We start from the raw sequence: 14,061 nt of genomic DNA on the forward strand, positions 1-14,061 counted from the left end.
AATCTAGTCACTTTCTGCGCTGTCAGATAGCGCGCCAGCGCCACCGACGATCTCTGAAATTTCCTGGGTAATCTGTGCCTGACGGGCCTGGTTAGCCACGCGAGAGAGGTCCTCGACCATCTCGGTTGCGTTGTCAGTAGCAGACTTCATAGCTGTACGGCGTGCAGCGGACTCGGAAGCAGAGGCTTCCAAGAACATAGCAAACAGGATACGCGAGACGTACTGCGGAAGCAGCGCTTCCATCAGCGTCTCTGCGTCTGGCTCGAACTCGAATCCTGCGGCAACGTCGTCCGCAGATGCGGAGTCAGTCAGAGCGGAGTCTCCGAGGTGATACTCCTCATCCTGAATAACCGGCTGAACTGGCAACAGCTGCTGAGCACGCGCGGTCTGGGTCAGCATGGACTCAAACTCGGTGTAGACAACGTGTACCTGGTCAAAGCCACGTACACCGGCGCCCTCACCCTGCGCATGCAGGCCGTCGCGGCCCTTGGTAGTGCCATGGGAACCAGCAATGAAGCCATCAATCAAGTGACGGCGCACATCGTGGGTGGTCTCCCAGGTTGGATCCTGAGAGAAACCGCCCCAGCTGCCAACTACCTCGTCCTCGCGGAACTTGTAGTGGCCGATGCCCTTATTACCGGTAACGTAGCGAACTACCTCGTAGCCCTTGCTTTCCAGGAGAGCTTGCAGCTGTGCTGCCTTCTTGAAGACGTTGTTGTTATAGCCACCGCACATACCGCGGTCAGAAGTGACCACGAGGATGGCGGCGACGTTTCCGTCTTCACGCTCACGCAGCATGTCATGCTCCAACGTAGAGGCGGCAGCCAGCTTGTTCATCATGCTGGTCATCTCAGCCGCGTACGGCTGTGAGGCCTCTACCCTAGCCTGCGCCTTGGTAATGCGCGAGGTAGCAATGAGCTCCTGGGCCTTGGTGATCTTCTTAGTCGAATTGACGGACCGGATGCGGTCACGTAGTTCGCGAAGATTAGCCATCGTTTCTCCTCCCTTCTTTAATCTAGACGGTTAGTTGTGAGTTCTGAACTCTACTTAGCCGTCTTGCGGGAGACGTTGAGCTCGGTGTTCTTTACGTCGCTTTCATCCAAAGGCTCTACCGGCGCCTCGGAGCCCAAGTTGTGGCCCTCGGAGGTGCGGAAGGTCGGCTGGAAGTCCTTAGCTGCCGCAACCAATGCGTCCTTGGACTCATCGGTCAGCGGCTTGCCGCCGGAAATCTGCTCAAAGACCTCTGGGGTATTGGCATTGAGGTACTCGTGCACCTCGTCCTCGAAGCGGCGGACGTCTTCAACGGGAACGACGTCGAAGATGCCAGCCTCGGCGAGGTAGATGGACACCATCTGGTACTCCACCGGCTGCGGGGAGGACTCGGACTGCTTCAACAGCTCGACCAGACGGGAACCGCGCTCCAGCTGAGCCTTGGAGGCAGCATCCAGGTCAGATGCGAATGCCGCGAAGGCCTGCAGGTCACGGTAGGAAGCCAGGTCCAGACGCAGGTTACCGGCGACCTTCTTCATGCCCTTGGTCTGTGCTGCGCCACCGACACGGGAGACGGAAACACCGACGTTAATAGCCGGACGAACGCCCTGGTTGAACAGGTCGGACTCCAGGAAGACCTGGCCGTCAGTAATGGAAATGACGTTGGTCGGAATGAAGGCGCCGACGTCGTTTGCCTTGGTCTCGATGATCGGCAGGGCGGTCATGGAGCCAGCACCCATGTCGTCGGAAAGCTTTGCAGCACGCTCCAGCAGGCGGGAGTGCAGGTAGAACACATCGCCCGGGTATGCCTCGCGTCCCGGCGGACGGCGCAGCAGCAAGGAAATGGCACGGTAGGCCTCAGCCTGCTTGGTCAGGTCATCGTAGATAACCAGGACGTGGTTGCCCTGGTACATCCAGTGCTGACCCAGTGCTGCACCGGAGAACGGTGCCAGCCACTTGAAGCCGGCGGAATCGGAAGCCGGTGCGGCCACGATGGTGGTGTAATCCAGTGCGCCGTGCTCCTCAAGGGTGCGGCGTACGCCGGCGATGGTCGAGCCCTTCTGGCCGATAGCGACGTAGATGCAGCGTACCTGCTTATCCTTGTCGCCGGACTCCCAGTTAGCCTTCTGGTTCAAAATGGTATCGATGCAGACCGCGGTCTTACCGGTCTTACGGTCGCCGATGACCAGCTGGCGCTGGCCGCGGCCGATCGGGGTCATTGCGTCGATAGCCTTGATGCCGGTCTGCATTGGCTCTTCAACCGGCTGGCGCTGCAGCACGGACGGTGCCTGCAGCTCGAGGACACGCTCCTCTTCAGCGTTGATTGGGCCCATGCCGTCGATCGGCTGACCCAATGGGTTAATTACGCGGCCGAGGAATTCCTCGCCCACTGGGATGGAGAGAACCTCGCCGGTCCTCTTAACCTCGTCGCCCTCCTTGAGGGACTCGAAGTTGCCCAGGACCACGACACCGATGGAGTTGGTGTCAAGGTTCTGTGCGACGCCAATAACGCCGCCTGGGAACTCGAGCAGCTCATTCGCCATAACGGACGGCAGGCCAGAAACCTGCGCAATACCGTCAGCTGCCGAAATGACCACGCCGACCTCCTCACGGGAGGCCTCCGCGGAGTAGCTCGAGGTGTAGTTCGCAATCGCACTACGGATCTCGTCGGAGGAGATCGTCAGCTCCGCCATGTTCTTCCTGCTCTCGGTAGTATCTTCCAGCACTTACTTAAATCGTTTCTGTCGTTTCGGCTATGCCATCTGGGCACGCAGGCGGGCAATTTTGCCTGCCGTAGAACCGTCAATGACTTCATCGCCGACGCGGATGCGCATGCCACCGAGGAGGCTGGTGTCAACCTCAGAGTGAATGGACATCGCACGACCATAAATTTTGCCCAGCTTCTCAGCGAGTACTGCTTGCTGGCCTTCGTTTAGTTCACCCGCAGCGGTAACGCGCGCAATAGTGCGACCCTGCAGATCAGCTGCAGAATCAGCCAGTGCGGCTACGTCATCGATCGGGTTCTGCTCTGGGCGGGAGATGGCCTGAAGCACCAGTGCCTCAGTAAACATCGTGACCTTGCCGTAGAGCACGTTTGCCAGCAATCCGCGCTTGCGGGCGGAATCAGCAGTTCGGTCGGAAAGCAGCTGGGTGAGCTCGCCCTCACGGTCAAGGATCTGGGACAGGCGGAAGAGCTCGTCTTCTACCTGGCCCAGCTGCCCCTGCGCCTCAGCACCGCGCAGCAGTGCGCGGCGGCCCAGGGACACCAAGCCCTTGACAAAGTCCTTCGGGGTGGACCACTGTGCAGCCGCAGCTTCCTGGATGATGCGCAATGCGCCACCGGAAATCTTGGAGCCAAACAGGGTCTCGGCCAGGGACTTGCGTGCCTCGCTCGGGGCGGCGATATCGGTGAATGCGACGCGCAATTCGCGGTCTGCATCCAAGACATCGACAACCTCAAAGATATCCAGGCCCGCCTGCGCGGCGGTGGCGACATTGTTGTCGCCTCCCAGGATCTCATCCAAGCGGGTTTGCGAGGTTGCGAGTGCTTCGCGGCTAGCTGCCTTCATAGTTGCCTACTTTCCGGCCGGTGCCACAGAGTCGAGCTCGGACAAGAAGCCATCAATGGTGGAGGACTTCTTAGAGGCGTCGGAAAGCTCGCCGCCCAGAATCTTCTCCGCCAGGTTGATGGAGTTCTGGCCCATTTCGGAACGCAGCTCAGTAACAACCTGCGAGCGGGAAGCCTCCAGCTGCTTCTCGCCATTGGCGACGATGCGGCGGGACTCTTCTTCCGCGTTGGTCTTAGCCTCGGCCTCAATCTGCTTGCCGCGCTCGCGCGCCTGCTCGCGGATCTCGGCTGCCTCTGCACGGGCATCGGCCAGCTGAGCATTGTACTTTTCCAGAGCGGCCTTAGCCTCGGCCTGCTGAGCCTTGGCGCGCTTCAAGCCACCCTCGATCCGGTCTTCACGCTCCTGCAGCATCTTGGTGTACTTCGGAAGCACAAGCTTCCAGAACAACAAGAGAATTACAATGAAGCACAGCAAAGACCAGAAAATGTCATAATTCTTGGGCAGAAGCACGGAGAAGCTACCCGATCCCGGGTTCTCCCCTCCTTCTGCAGCAAGCATATAAACGACGTTATTCATAGGTCTCCCGTCTTAAAAGTTTCGGTTTGGAAAACTCGAGCTTTTAGAACAGGAAGCCGGCAACGAGGCCAATAAGTGCCAGGGCCTCAGTGAAGGCGATACCCAGGAACATGGTGGTACGAAGCTGACCGGCCATCTCCGGCTGGCGAGCCATAGCCTCAACGGTCTTGCCGGCGACGATGCCGATACCGATACCAGGACCAATAGCTGCTAGGCCGTAGCCAATAGTACCGAAGCCTTCAAACTTAGAAGCGGCGTCCGCTGCCAGAATGATCTCGTTCATGGTGAAAGTCGTTCCCTTTCGTAAATGTGTCAGCCCACAATCGGACTGAATGTCAATGTTGTGAAGTTAGGTGGTTTACTCGGTCGCGCTCGTCGACCTCGTCCTTAGTGCGAATCTGCGTGCAGGGACAGCTCAATGTACACCGCCGTCAACAGAGCGAAGATGTACGCCTGCAGGAAAATAACCAGAATCTCGAACAGGCTCATAGCCAAGCCCAAGACAACGGTTAATCCAGACAGGGCGGTCCACCCATTCAGCTGCCAGAAGAAGAAATTCGTAGCAGAGAAGAGAAGAACCAGGATGATGTGTCCAGCAAGGAAGTTCGCCATGAGACGAATAGCAAGGGTAACCGGTCGCAGAATGAACGTAGAGAAAAATTCAATCGGTACCACCAGCAAGTGCAGTAGCGGAGGCAAGTTCGGAATCACTACAGAGGAGCGAATGAACTTTCCCAAGCCGTAACGCTTAGCACCGGCGTAAATCATGGCGATATACGCAACGGCAGCCAAGACAATTGGCATACCAATACGACCGTTTGGCGAGACGTTTAGCCCCGGGATAACGGTCGCAACGTTCATAAACAAAACCGCGAAGAAGATGCTAGCGATAATTGGCAGAAATCGCTTTCCCTCCTTCTTACCCAAGATGTCCTCAGCGATATGTACACGGACAAAGTCGACCGCGTTTTCGCCCACATTCTGAAGGCCGGAAGGAACCAGCTTGGGGTTCTTAAAGGCGGCCCAGAATAGGATCACCACAATCAGCGTCATCAATATACGAATCAGCATCAGGCGATCAAGCGCGAACCATCCGCCGGCAAAGTCGCCGAAAAACAGATGGTCAGCATTCATTTGCCCCGGGAAGAATTCTTCACCTAGATCGGGCGTATGGAAGTGCCCTTTCATAGCCAATGTTGTAACGCTCAGCGTTCTCTCCCGTGTTCGGGCCACACAGCTTGTGAAAGCTTCTGTGGTGCGATGGACGTCTCAAACTCTCCGCCTTGAACACGGACTCCGTCGCACATCAGCGTGATCAAGGCAGGGATTTACCAGGACGGAAAGCAGGCTGGTGCCAACTACCGCGGTAACCCGAGGGAAATAGTATCAGCTAGATCAAGAGTTTTTGCACGTGGGGGCCCCAGTTTGCGAGTTGATCTTTCCCACAGCAGCGATCAAAGGATCAAAACCGCTATTTTCCGGCCAAATTCAAGAACGTGGAGTTCATCACACTGTTCTCTTTCACCTCCTCCTCGGGGGTGCCCATTTCCACTTCTGGCCGGTAGTGCACATAAAAAAAGAGCTGTCCTCCGCCACGACATGCAAAGAACAGCACATCCCAAATTGAGGTCGCTAGAGTAACCGTATGGGACTTAGGATACGTAGGTAACCCTAGAGGTAACGACTCCCCAAACCTCGGTGCCTAATGTCACAACGAGAGCTAAAACCACCGTTATAAACAACGCCCAAGTGTCGTAGAAATCCAGATCGCGGATCAAGGCAAGCACACCAATAAGGACAATTAGCTTGATTAGCCACCCTCCTAGAACTAAGGCAATCGTTGTGGGCGGGGTAGATTTCGCGGTAAGGAGGACAGACCCAGCTGTAAAAAGCACGAAACCACCGCCAAAGGCAGCACCAATAGCAACTCCCCATACCCCCGGCATACCCTTCATACCGCCCCACACAGCGAGGGAAACGATTGTAATGGCAAGGAGAGCCTTTGCACCTAGGCTTACAGCTCGCTGTATTGGAAGTCGCGGATCATCAAAGTCAGGATTCACTATTTGGTCACTCACGGCTACACACCCTACCTCACGAGGGCTCGGATTCCTTCACCACGACGGCCCCTCGCGCAGTTGGACCAATCTTTCCTTGCCGCAAAGGTACGAGGGTTGCCGCGAATGCCAAGAGCAAGGCAACGATGGTGACGCCAATGGCCACCGGCGCGGGCACGATGGAAAAGGACACCGCGCCAAAGGCCACGGCGGAGACCCACAGGTAAAGGACCAGCACAGTCCGGCGGTGGGTATGGCCGAGCGAGAGTAGGCGGTGATGGATGTGCGCCTTATCTGCAGAAAACGGCGAGCGCCCTTGAGACAGGCGGCGAATCACAGCCCAGACAAGGTCCAGGACTGGAATAAACACCGCTGCGACCACCACAATGATGGGCGACATCAAGGCGACAATGTCCACCGTGCCATAAAGCGACATGTTGATCTTGCCGGACGCAGAAGTCGAGGCCGCAGCGAGCAAAAGACCAATAAGCATCGAGCCAGAATCCCCCATGAAGATGCGAGACGGTTCGAAGTTATGCGGCAAGAATCCAGCGCACATTCCCACCAGGGCAGCGCTGATGATGGCCGGTGGGTAGGCCGAGACTGCCCCGCCTTGGTCGTGGAGAACCGTCAAAGAAAACACCAGGATTGCCCCGCCCGCAATCATGCCAAGGCCTGCCGCCAGGCCATCGAGTCCGTCCACAAAGTTGATCGCATTGATCAGCAGAACGGTAAAGAATGCGGTGAGCAGGGTGCTTTGCAATTGGTCGAGGACGACCGTGGTGCCGCCGCCAAAAGGGATGAAAAGCAGCGTCCAGGTAAGGCCCAGCCCGCTCATCAAGGTGGCCGCAAAGAGCTGACCAAAAAGCTTCACTATGGCACTCAGTTCCACCAAATCATCGACCACTCCGACAAGGACTAGCGCCAGGGCCGCCCAGAGCACCGCATTCATCTCCGGAGTGACGGGCATAAAACCACGAGTCAAGGCTGGAAGCTGGGCTGCGAGAAATATCGCCGCCACGAAGCCGGTAAACATGGCCACCCCACCCATGCGCGGGGTGGGCTGTGTGTGGGCGTCGCGCAGCCGAATCTCCGCCACGCGGCCGGTGCGCACCAAAAAGGAGCGCACCACACCGGTGGTGAGATACGTAAATGCTGCTGCGACGAGAATGACGAGGGCCAGCTCGCGCAGCGGGACACCACTGCCGCTCACGCGAATTCCCCCTTAAGCCTGTGGACGGGTGCGCAGGGTCTGCGCGTCGACGCCGATAACCTCGCCGATTTCCTCGGCCGAGAGCGCTCCTTCGCGCAGCAGGTACGGGCGCTCGCCGGAGAGGTCAATGATCGTCGAGGGCTTGCCGACGGCCGTCTCTCCCCCATCCAAGTAAACCGTCACGGCTTTACCAAGCTGCTGCTTGGCCATGAGCGCCGTGGTCGGCGGCTGGTGGCCAGAAATATTGGCAGAGGAGACAGCCATGGGGCCAACCTCGCGCAGCAACTCGATGGCGATGGGATGCAAAGGCATGCGCAGCATCACGGTGCCGCGGGTATCGCCGAGGTTCCACGGCAGGGACGGCGCTTGCGGGACGACGATGGACAGACCACCGGGCCAGAAGGCCTCCACCAAGTCACGCGCGGTATCGGTATAGGAAGCAACGAGGCCGCGAACGGTATCCCAGGAACCCACCAAAACCGGCACCGGCATATCCGGGCCGCGCTGCTTGGTGGCCAGGAGGTTGGCTACGGCATCATTATCAAAGGCATCGCAGCCGAGGCCATAGAGCGTATCGGTAGGCATAACCACGAGGCGACCGGATTGGGCAGCCTTGACCGCAATGTTCATACCCTCTTCGCGCTCGGCATCGTTGGCGCAGTTAAAAATCTTTCCTTGCATCATCTTCTCCCCTTCTTGCCCTCACTGGTGTCTTAGTCTACCCCGCGCACCGCAGTGACAAAGCGGGGCGTTCCCGTCAGGTCCTGCAGCGCGGCGATCTGTTCGAAGCCGCCGTGTCGGGCCAATGCGGCTTGGACGGCCTCGCTCGTGGAGTCGTCGTGTTCGATGGCTAGCTTGCCGCCCGGGCGCACAAGGCGCGCAATGGTCGGGATGAGGCCGGTGATGACCCCCATCCCATCCGCTCCGGCAAAAACCGCGTTATGCGGGTCATGATAGACCTCGGGATCAAGATCCGGGGTCTCTGGCACGTAGGGCGGGTTGGTCACGAGCAGGTCCACGGTCCCATTCCAGTCCGCCAAAGTATCGTCGGCCGTGGCATCGGCCTGAATGACCTCTACCCCGGTGTTACGGACATTGGTGTGGGTGTAGGTCAGGGCGGCGTCGGCAAGCTCCACTGCTTTCACTTGCGCCTCCGGTAGATAGTGGTGCAGGTAGAGCGCTAGCGCGCCCGTGCCGGTGCACAGATCTACCAGCCGCGGGCCGTCCGCGTTGCGCACCGCCCAGTCCGCCATAACCTCGGTCTCCGGCCGCGGGATGAACACGCCGGGGCCCACCTTGAGCTCCAGCGGTCCGAACCAGGCGCTGCCAAGGACGTACTGCAAAGGCTCGCGGGCTTCCCGGCGGCGCAGCAGCGCATCATAGGCCACGTCGAAGCCGGGCATAGGAGCCTGATCGAGCGGGATATCCATGTGGCCGCAGTGGATGAGGTGCGCGGCCATGATGCGTGCATCCCACTCAGGGCTGGCCACCCCGGCAGCACGAAGGCGCTGCACCCCGCGGCGCAGCGCCTGTCCATACGTGTTATCCACGCTGGTTTAGCCCTCGGCCTCGAGGCGCTCGGCGCGCTCTTGGTCCTGCAAGGCCTTAATAAGGTCATTCATGTCACCGTTCAGCACAGAGTCCAAGTTATTGGCCTTGTAACCAATGCGGTGATCCGTGATGCGGTTTTCCGGCCAGTTATAGGTGCGGATGCGCTCGGAACGGTCCATGGTGCGCACCTGGGAGGCGCGCTGCTCGCCGGCCTCAGCCTCGCGGGCCTCGCGCTCCATCTGATCCAGGCGGGCCTGCAGAACTTGCAGCGCACGCGCCTTATTCTGAATCTGGGAACGCTCCTTCTGACAGGTCACGATAAGCCCGGTGGGCAGGTGGGTAATACGCACCGCGGAGTCAGTGGTGTTCACGCCCTGACCGCCCTTACCAGAAGAACGGTAGACGTCGACGCGAATATCCTTGTCATCGATATTGACGGACTCGACCTCTTCCGGCTCCGGGTAGACCAGCACGCCGGCGGCAGAGGTCTGGATGCGACCTTGGGACTCGGTAACCGGAACGCGCTGCACGCGATGCACGCCGCCCTCAAACTTGAATACGGACCAGGCGCCATCGCGCGACGGGGACTTGGAACGGAAGGAAATGGTCATATCCTTCACGCCGCCCAGATCGGACTCATTGAGGCCCAAGACCTCCCAATTAAAGCCCGTCTTATCCGCATAGCGCTCATACATGCGGGCCAAGTCGCCGGCAAAGAGGGCTGCTTCTTCGCCGCCCGCGCCGGCCTTGATTTCCATAATGATGTCCTCGGAATCCTGCTCATCGCGGGGCGCGAGCAGGTCAGCGAGCTTTTCTTCCAAGCTCTCCACGGACTTTTCTAGGCGGTCCGCTTCCTCCTGGAAGTCATGGTCCTCGTAGGCCATTTCCTTGGCATCGGCGAGATCCTCGCGCGCCTGAGTGAGCTCATCATTGACCATGATGATGGGGCGCAGCGCCGCGTAGCGCTTGGAGAGCTTGCGGAATTGCTTCTGGTCGCCGGCTACTTCCGGATCGGCCATCTGCATCTCAATGCCCTGGTACTCGGACACGATGTCATCAACGAGGGAAACCTGATTAGACATAATCTTCTTCATCCTTATCCGCAGCCATCGGGGCCGAGGAGGCCACCTGCATCAAGAACTCGCCATTGGAGCGGGTCTTCTTCAGCTGCTTAATGAGCAGGTCAATGGCCTGGTGGGAATCCAGGGCGGAGAGGATGCGACGCAGCTTGGTCATGATGCGTGCCTCCTCTGGAACGAGCAGCAGCTCGTCCTTACGGGTGCCGGACGGGTTGACGTCCACGGCCGGGAAGACGCGGCGCTCAGAGATGCCACGGTCCAGCTTCAGTTCGGCGTTGCCCGTGCCCTTGAATTCCTCGAAGATGACGGTATCGCCGGTAGAGCCGGTCTCCACCATGGCGGTGGCGATAATCGTCAGCGAACCACCCTCTTCGATATTGCGGGCGGCACCCAGGAAGCGCTTTGGCGGGTAGAGCGCATTGGAGTCCACACCGCCGGAGAGGATGCGGCCAGAAGCCGGGGAGGAATTGTTATAAGCGCGGCCGAGGCGGGTAATGGAATCCAGCAGGACCACGACGTCCTTGCCCTGCTCCACCAGGCGCTTGGCGCGCTCGATAGCCAGCTCCGCCACGGAGGTGTGCTCTGATGGCGGGCGGTCAAAGGTGGAGGCAATTACCTCACCGTTGACGGAGCGTTGCATGTCCGTAACTTCCTCAGGGCGCTCGTCTACGAGGACGACCATGAGGTAGCACTCCGGGTTATTGGTAGAAATCGCGTTGGCGATATTCTGCAGAATCGTCGTCTTACCGGCCTTTGGCGGGGAGACGATAAGCGCGCGCTGGCCCTTACCAATCGGCATAATGAGGTCGATCACGCGAGTGGTGAGGATCTTCGGGTCCGTTTCCAAACGCAAGCGCTTATTCGGGTACAGCGGGGTCAGCTTATTAAAGTGCGGGCGCTGCTTTGCGCCTTCCGGATCGATGCCGTTGACGGTATCGACCTGTACCAGCTGGTTGTACTTGCGGCGGTTGCGGCCATTGCCGTGCGTGTGCGTCGGGCCGGAGACCTTGACCTGGCCGGTGATGGCGTCACCAGAGCGCAGGCCCAGGCGGCGGACGATGCCGTTGTTTACGAAGACGTCGGAAGCCGCGGCGCGGTAGCCCGTGGTGCGCAGGAAGGCGACATTATTGTCTACGACATCCAAGATGCCGCCGACGGCCTGCAGCTCATCGCCCTCGCGGACCTGCAAATCGTTGCCGCCGTTATTGTCATTGTTATTTCCGCGGCCGCGGCGGTTGCGACGGTTGCGGCGCCCACGGCGGTTGCCGCGCTCGTGGTTATTGTTGTCCTCGTGGCGGTTGCCGCGCTGCTTATTATCGCCGCGGTCATTCTTCTCGCCCTGACTATCGGAGCCGTCCTGGGAGTTATTGTCGCGGTTGTCCTTAGCGCCGCCCTTCTCCTCGTTGCGGTTGCGCTCCTCGCGCTCTTGCCGTTCCTGGCGCTCCTGACGCTCTTGGCGGCGGGCGCGGTTGCGGCGAGCGCGGCGGGCCTGGGAGCGCGACTCATAGCGCTGCTCCTCACCAGAGCCCTGCTGGCGATTATCCTTCTTCTCGCTGGATTCTTCCTGCTTTTCCGCCTTGTGCGGCGCTTCATCCTGCGCCTTATTGCGCGGCTTTTCCGCCTTCTCAGGCTTCTCTGCCTTTTCCGCCTTTTCTACCTGAGCGGCCTTTTCCACCTTGGCCTTGGCCTTAGGCGGAACCTGTCCGGTCTTGATGGCGGTGATGAGATCCCCCTTGCGCAGGGCAGAGACACCACGTAGGCCGCGCTCTGCGGCCATTTTGCGCAATTCCGGCAGCTTCAGGGATGCAAGATCCTGTGCTGCGGTGTTGTCCGTTTCGCTCACGGATATCCTTTCGTTGCTTGACCAGGTCCGATTATGCGGGAGCCGCCGCAGCCTATGCTCGCGGCGTTGCACTGGAAGCCAATGTGTATTTTTCTAGGACTTCTCGCCCTCGTGCCAAGGCGCATGCGCGTCCTGCCGGGCAATAAGTATGAGGCCTCTTCCGTGTCCTCGAGGAGACTTCGCACAACGAGTGCGCGAACCGGAAGAAATCAAGAAACGACTGCGGGCAAACTACTTCTCTGGGCCCGAATGCATAGGAAAGGGGAGCTAAAACTTTCCGGTTTCCTACCAGTCGCGAACAAGTATAACGCATAGGGCGCAACGCCCGCACCATGACACCGCTACAGTAGAGGCATGCTTTCCACGATGATGGATATCCCCCTCTCCCTGACCCGCATTTTGGAATACGGTGCCTCGGTTCACGGGGACACCACGGTTACCACCTGGCACGGTGAGGGCACCGGCTCGGAATTCGATCCAGCCGAGGAAGTTACCTTCCGCGATATCGCTGCCCGCGCCGCCGCGTTCGCCCACGCCATTCACGATGAATTGGGTATTACCAGCGATGAGCGCGTGGGCAGCTTTATGTGGAATTGCGCCGAGCACTTGGAAGTAATGTTCGGCACCGCCTGCAAGGGCGCGGTTTTCGCCCCGCTGAATAAGCAGCTGATGAATGACCAGATCCGCCACATTATTAACCATGCGGAAATCTCCGCCATCGTGTGCGATCCCCGCTTGGCGCAGCAGCTAGGCAAGGTGCTCGTGGGCACCGACTCCGTGGGAAGCGTCATCATCACCGGCGCCCAACCAGCGCAGCAGTTTGCTCACCTTTTCCCCCGCGGGGTTGAGGTGTATTCCTATGAGGCTCTTATCGACGGCCGCTCTACCGTCTATGACTGGCCCGAACTAGATGAGCGCACGGCCGCGGCGCTGTGCTATTCCACGGGCACCACGGGTGCGCCCAAGGGAGTGCTGTATTCACACCGGTCTCTCTATTTGGAGGCCATGCAGCTGCGTTCCTCAGACTCGCTGTGCATTACCCACGGCGAGACTTTCCTGTGCTGCATTCCTATCTGCCACGTGCTCAGCTGGGGCGTTCCCTTCACCTGTTTCATGACGGGCACCCCGCTGGTGCTTCCCGACGCCGACGTGTCCGCCCCCACCCTAGCCAAAGCCATCGCCGCTACCTCTCCGCGCGTGGCACACGGCGTGCCCACCATCTGGATTCAGCTCTTTGTCCACTACATGCACCATCCACCAGAGCGCATGACGCTCACCGAGATCTACGCCGGCGGCTCCCCCGTCCCGCCGACGCTGATCAAGATGTGGGAGGAGCGCTACGGCGTCGATGTGGTCCACGTGTGGGGCATGGTGGAAACCTCCACCGTGGGCAGCGTTGCGCGCCCGCCCCAGGGCGCCTCCGGCGATACCCGTTGGGCCTACCGCGTATCCCAAGGCCGCATCCCCGCCTCACTGGAATACCGCGTGGTCAACGACGGGCAAGTCGTCGCTCGCACCGACCGCAATGCCGGCGAGCTGCAGGTGCGCGGCAACCTGGTCACCGGTTCCTACTACCACTCGCCCACCGCTGAACCGGGCGAAATCGCTTCCGAATTCCGCGGCAATCAAGTCGAGGCCGCGGAGGATAAGTTCACCGCCGATGGCTGGCTGCGCACTGGCGACGTCGGCTCTGTGACCAAAGACGGCTTCCTTACCGTGGAGGACCGCGCCCGCGATGTCATTCGCTCCGGCGGCGAATGGATCTATTCCGTGCAGCTAGAAAACCTCATCATGTCCGACGAGCTTGTCGTCGAGGCCGCCGTCATCGGCTACCCCGATAAGCAATGGGTCGAGCGCCCACTCGCCGTCACAGTATTGGCCGAGGGCGCCTCGCCCACCATCGAGACCGCAGAGCGCCTGCGCGCCAGCATGCGCAAGGAACTGCCGAGCTGGATGCTGCCGGAGTATTGGACCTTTGTGAAGTCCATCGATAAGACTTCCGTGGGCAAGTTCGATAAGAAAGATTTGCGCGCCCACCTGGCAGAGGGCGAGTACAACATCATCCGCCTCAAGGGCCCAGGCGAATCCCAGCGCCTCGATGCCACCAACGCCGCCGATTTAAGCCGGGAAAACTAGGAATAAATTCGCCGTTGCAGCTTGGTGTACCTCGTCCCCTCTCTTA

Annotated in this window: 13 protein-coding genes; 1 reads left to right on the forward strand and 12 read right to left on the reverse strand. The window is 59.6% G+C overall.

All coding sequences use genetic code 11. The features are described from left to right. Positions 1-3: 3 nt before the first annotated feature. From ACKFRY_RS09425 to rho, 12 genes are all read right to left on the reverse strand, one after another. Positions 4-993 carry a F0F1 ATP synthase subunit gamma gene (locus ACKFRY_RS09425; protein ID WP_250409366.1) on the reverse strand — a complete coding sequence of 330 codons (990 nt, stop codon included), beginning with the start codon at positions 991-993 and terminating at the stop codon, positions 4-6. Between the two features lie 50 nt (positions 994-1,043). Next, positions 1,044-2,684 carry a F0F1 ATP synthase subunit alpha gene (gene atpA / locus ACKFRY_RS09430; protein ID WP_023021750.1) on the reverse strand — a complete coding sequence of 547 codons (1,641 nt, stop codon included), beginning with the start codon at positions 2,682-2,684 and terminating at the stop codon, positions 1,044-1,046. A 60-nt stretch (positions 2,685-2,744) separates the two neighbouring features. Beyond that, positions 2,745-3,560 (reverse strand): F0F1 ATP synthase subunit delta, encoded by an 816-nt coding sequence (locus ACKFRY_RS09435; RefSeq protein ID WP_005323381.1) that lies wholly within the window; start codon positions 3,558-3,560, stop codon positions 2,745-2,747. A gap of 6 nt (positions 3,561-3,566) precedes the next feature. Next, entirely contained in the window at positions 3,567-4,136 is a 570-nt protein-coding gene (locus ACKFRY_RS09440) for a F0F1 ATP synthase subunit B (protein WP_005323382.1), read from the reverse strand. A gap of 43 nt (positions 4,137-4,179) precedes the next feature. Continuing rightward, positions 4,180-4,419: an ATP synthase F0 subunit C gene (locus ACKFRY_RS09445; RefSeq protein WP_005323383.1), complete on the reverse strand. Its 240-nt coding sequence runs from the start codon at positions 4,417-4,419 to the stop codon at positions 4,180-4,182. Between the two features lie 104 nt (positions 4,420-4,523). Next, positions 4,524-5,324, reverse strand: coding sequence for a F0F1 ATP synthase subunit A (gene atpB / locus ACKFRY_RS09450; protein WP_005323384.1), 801 nt, complete (start codon positions 5,322-5,324; stop codon positions 4,524-4,526). A gap of 464 nt (positions 5,325-5,788) precedes the next feature. After that, the gene (locus ACKFRY_RS09455; protein ID WP_034668137.1) at positions 5,789-6,214 is read right to left on the reverse strand and encodes a hypothetical protein; all 426 of its coding nucleotides are present in this window, start codon (positions 6,212-6,214) and stop codon (positions 5,789-5,791) included. A 16-nt stretch (positions 6,215-6,230) separates the two neighbouring features. Further along, complete coding sequence (locus ACKFRY_RS09460; protein ID WP_316981052.1) at positions 6,231-7,406, reverse strand: MraY family glycosyltransferase; 1,176 nt, start codon at positions 7,404-7,406, stop codon at positions 6,231-6,233. A 12-nt stretch (positions 7,407-7,418) separates the two neighbouring features. Next, positions 7,419-8,087 (reverse strand): L-threonylcarbamoyladenylate synthase, encoded by a 669-nt coding sequence (locus ACKFRY_RS09465; RefSeq protein WP_408923426.1) that lies wholly within the window; start codon positions 8,085-8,087, stop codon positions 7,419-7,421. Between the two features lie 32 nt (positions 8,088-8,119). After that, positions 8,120-8,956, reverse strand: coding sequence for a peptide chain release factor N(5)-glutamine methyltransferase (prmC, locus tag ACKFRY_RS09470; protein ID WP_408922739.1), 837 nt, complete (start codon positions 8,954-8,956; stop codon positions 8,120-8,122). A gap of 6 nt (positions 8,957-8,962) precedes the next feature. Continuing rightward, the gene (gene prfA / locus ACKFRY_RS09475; RefSeq protein ID WP_408922740.1) at positions 8,963-10,039 is read right to left on the reverse strand and encodes a peptide chain release factor 1; all 1,077 of its coding nucleotides are present in this window, start codon (positions 10,037-10,039) and stop codon (positions 8,963-8,965) included. Then, positions 10,032-11,879 (reverse strand): transcription termination factor Rho, encoded by a 1,848-nt coding sequence (rho, locus tag ACKFRY_RS09480; protein ID WP_408922741.1) that lies wholly within the window; start codon positions 11,877-11,879, stop codon positions 10,032-10,034. The genes prfA and rho overlap by 8 nt, the downstream gene beginning before the upstream one ends. Positions 11,880-12,233: 354 nt before the next feature. Here rho and ACKFRY_RS09485 point away from each other — a divergent pair, with 354 nt between their 5' ends. Next, complete coding sequence (locus ACKFRY_RS09485) at positions 12,234-14,015, forward strand: long-chain fatty-acid--CoA ligase (RefSeq protein ID WP_408922742.1); 1,782 nt, start codon at positions 12,234-12,236, stop codon at positions 14,013-14,015. The last annotated feature ends 46 nt before the right edge of the window (positions 14,016-14,061 follow it).

The sequence above is a fragment of the Corynebacterium tuberculostearicum genome (genome assembly GCF_046097255.1).
Taxonomy (GTDB): domain Bacteria; phylum Actinomycetota; class Actinomycetes; order Mycobacteriales; family Mycobacteriaceae; genus Corynebacterium; species Corynebacterium tuberculostearicum_J.

Coding starts and splice junctions, on each gene's coding strand:
- ACKFRY_RS09425 (WP_250409366.1), bottom strand. CDS start 993: ATGGCTAATCTTCGCGAACTACGTGACCGCATCCGGTCCGTCAATTCG.
- atpA (WP_023021750.1), bottom strand. CDS start 2,684: ATGGCGGAGCTGACGATCTCCTCCGACGAGATCCGTAGTGCGATTGCG.
- ACKFRY_RS09435 (WP_005323381.1), bottom strand. CDS start 3,560: ATGAAGGCAGCTAGCCGCGAAGCACTCGCAACCTCGCAAACCCGCTTG.
- ACKFRY_RS09440 (WP_005323382.1), bottom strand. CDS start 4,136: ATGAATAACGTCGTTTATATGCTTGCTGCAGAAGGAGGGGAGAACCCG.
- ACKFRY_RS09445 (WP_005323383.1), bottom strand. CDS start 4,419: ATGAACGAGATCATTCTGGCAGCGGACGCCGCTTCTAAGTTTGAAGGC.
- atpB (WP_005323384.1), bottom strand. CDS start 5,324: ATGAAAGGGCACTTCCATACGCCCGATCTAGGTGAAGAATTCTTCCCG.
- ACKFRY_RS09465 (WP_408923426.1), bottom strand. CDS start 8,087: ATGCAAGGAAAGATTTTTAACTGCGCCAACGATGCCGAGCGCGAAGAG.
- prfA (WP_408922740.1), bottom strand. CDS start 10,039: ATGTCTAATCAGGTTTCCCTCGTTGATGACATCGTGTCCGAGTACCAG.
- ACKFRY_RS09485 (WP_408922742.1), top strand. CDS start 12,234: ATGCTTTCCACGATGATGGATATCCCCCTCTCCCTGACCCGCATTTTG.